Genomic DNA, 2,668 nt, shown 5'->3' with positions numbered 1-2,668 from the left:
GGCGGAGCCGTGGAGTCGCATCTGCGCATCTCCACCGAAGAGATATACTCGGACCTGATCCCGCTTGGGAAAGCCGACCTGATCTTATCCATTGAACCGATGGAATCGTTACGATACCTCCCTTTTCTTTCGCCGGAGGGTGTCATTGTCACCTCGACCGAGCCGTACGAAAACATCGACAACTACCCCGACGAAAAGGAACTGCTGAACAATATACGGGAATCGGCGTCAAGCCTCCTCGTGGAGGCAAAGTCGATTGCCAGAGAGGCAGGGAGCCCGAAAACATATAACGTGGCCATGCTCGGTGCGGCAGCTCCACACATCGGCATTGATGCCGAAGAACTGGAAAAGGCCATCAGGATGTTTTTTGCGAGAAAAGGAGAAGCAATAGTAACGACGAACCTGAAAGCTTTCAGGCTAGGAAAAGATAAATCCATCGAAACAAGATGATCTGGAACCCGGAAATTGAATGTGCCGACAGGCAACAACTACACGAAATACAAAGCAAGCGCCTCGCCAGAACGATTCAACGGTTGTACGACAACGTGCCGTTTTACAGGAATAAACTAAACGAGGCAGGCATAAAACCTGGCGACGTAGGGAGCGTGGATCAGTTAAAGCGGCTGCCCTTTACCACGAAAACCGACCTGCGCGACAATTATCCATTCGGACTGTTCACCGTGCCGCAAAGCGACGTGGTGCGCATTCACGCTTCGAGCGGCACCACGGGAAAACCCACCGTAGTGGGGTACACGCAACACGACCTGGAAATATGGGCCGAGGTGGTGGCACGCAGCCTGACCATGGCGGGTATCCACGGCGGCGATACCATCCAGATCGCTTACGGATATGGCCCGTTCACGGGGGGACTGGGTTTGCATTACGGCGCCGAGAAAGTGGGCGCCACCGTGATTCCCATCTCTACGGGGAACACAAAAAAACAACTGCAGTTCATGACCGACTTCGGAGCAACCATACTCGCATGTACTCCTTCCTATGCGGCGCACCTGGGTGAAAGCATCCGGAAAGAAGGCATTTCCCCCGAAGAGATCAAACTCCGTACCGGCGTATTCGGTGCGGAGCCATGGACAAACGAGATGCGGAGTGAAATTGAACAACTGCTACAGATCAAAGCATACGATATTTATGGGCTGAGCGAAGTAATCGGGCCGGGCGTTTCCATGGAGTGCGAGTGCCAGTGCGGGAACCATATTTTTGAGGATCACTTCATCCCCGAAATCATCGACCCGGAAACACTGGAAGTTCTCCCGGACGGCGAACTGGGTGAACTGGTATTCACGTCGGTAAGCAAAGTGGCCATGCCACTGCTGCGGTACCGCACACGCGACCTCACCCGGCTGCACAGGGAGAAGTGCGACTGCGGACGCACCCTGGTACGCATGGATAAATGCCTTGGCCGCACAGACGACATGCTCATCATTCGCGGCGTAAATGTCTTCCCCACACAGATTGAGGCGGTACTGATGGAGATCACGGAAACATCTCCCCACTACCAGTTGATCATCAAAAGAGAAAATAACCTCGACAGCCTGGAGATTCTCGTGGAAATAGACGAGAAAAACTGGTCCGACAGCATTCGCGAACTGGAGGGTATACGGGGACGCATCGACCACAACATTAAAAGCATGCTGGGAATCAGTGCTAAAATCAGGCTGGTGGAACCCAACAGCATCGAGCGTTCCGAAGGGAAAGCAAAACGGGTGATCGATCACAGAAAATGCTAATCGGATAAGACAAAAATAATAAAATACAAGACAAAAGATTCGAAGACCGGAATTCAGGATAGCTGGCAACCGGAAAACAAATCATTAAATCAAACGACATGCACATCAAACAACTTTCCGTTTTTCTGGAAGACCGGTCGGGGCGACTAACCGAACTAACCCGGATATTGGCCGAAAACGACGTGAACATCACTGCCCTCAGCGTGGCGGAAACAGCGGACTATGGCATCGTGCGCATGGTAGTGGGCAGGCCCGAACTGGCAAAAAAAGTACTTGAAGAGGCCGGATTCTCCATCGGGCTCACCGACGTGGTCTGCGTGAATATCCCCGACAAGCCCGGGTCTCTCTACCGGATTCTGCAAATCCTGACCGAAGAGAAGATCAATATCGACTATATGTACGCTTTTTCCAACAACGACGTGGCTCTGGCGGTGATCCGTGCTACAGATATGCAGCAGGTGACGGAAGTGTTGCAAAACAACCGGATGAGGCTGCTCTCCACCAGCGATCTCTATCAACTGTAAGCAAAAACCCGGACCTCTACGATTCACCTGCATTCAGACACCTCGTTACTGACTTCAAATTATCAATCTTATGACCCGTTTTTCAACCAGCGTGGCGAACCTTCGCTCTTCCGAAATACGCGACCTGATGAGCCTCGCCACGGCTCCCAACATGATCTCCTTTGCCGGCGGAATGCCGGGCAACGAGCTGTTTCCGCTCGAAACAATCGACACAATATACAACTCCCTGACGGACAAAGAAAAGCAGGTTGCCATGCAGTACGGNNACAACCGGATGAGGCTGCTCTCCGCCAGTGATCTCTATCAACTGTAAACGCAAACCTGAACCCTTTACAATTCACCTGCTTTCAGACACCTCGTTATAGACTTCAAATTTTCAATCTTATGACCCGTTTTTCA

General features: G+C 51.8%; 3 protein-coding genes. All 3 read left to right on the top strand.

Annotation, left to right across the window (positions count from 1 at the left end; genetic code table 11):
* A partial coding sequence (locus B3Z75_RS12600) for an indolepyruvate oxidoreductase subunit beta (protein ID WP_294072293.1) occupies nucleotides 1-450 on the top strand: 450 nt, incomplete at its 5' end.
* Nucleotides 447-1,745 carry a phenylacetate--CoA ligase family protein gene (locus B3Z75_RS12595; RefSeq protein ID WP_294072290.1) on the top strand — a complete coding sequence of 433 codons (1,299 nt, stop codon included), beginning with the start codon at nucleotides 447-449 and terminating at the stop codon, nucleotides 1,743-1,745. The genes B3Z75_RS12600 and B3Z75_RS12595, both read left to right, overlap by 4 nt.
* A gap of 98 nt (nucleotides 1,746-1,843) precedes the next feature.
* The gene (locus B3Z75_RS12590) at nucleotides 1,844-2,269 is read left to right on the top strand and encodes an ACT domain-containing protein (RefSeq protein WP_294072287.1); all 426 of its coding nucleotides are present in this window, start codon (nucleotides 1,844-1,846) and stop codon (nucleotides 2,267-2,269) included.
* Nucleotides 2,270-2,668: the final 399 nt, after the last annotated feature.

Origin of the sequence: Proteiniphilum sp. UBA1028 (genome assembly GCF_002316955.1) — a bacterium.
Classification (GTDB): Bacteria; Bacteroidota; Bacteroidia; order Bacteroidales; family Dysgonomonadaceae; genus Proteiniphilum.
This window is presented reverse-complemented; position numbering and strand designations above follow the sequence as displayed.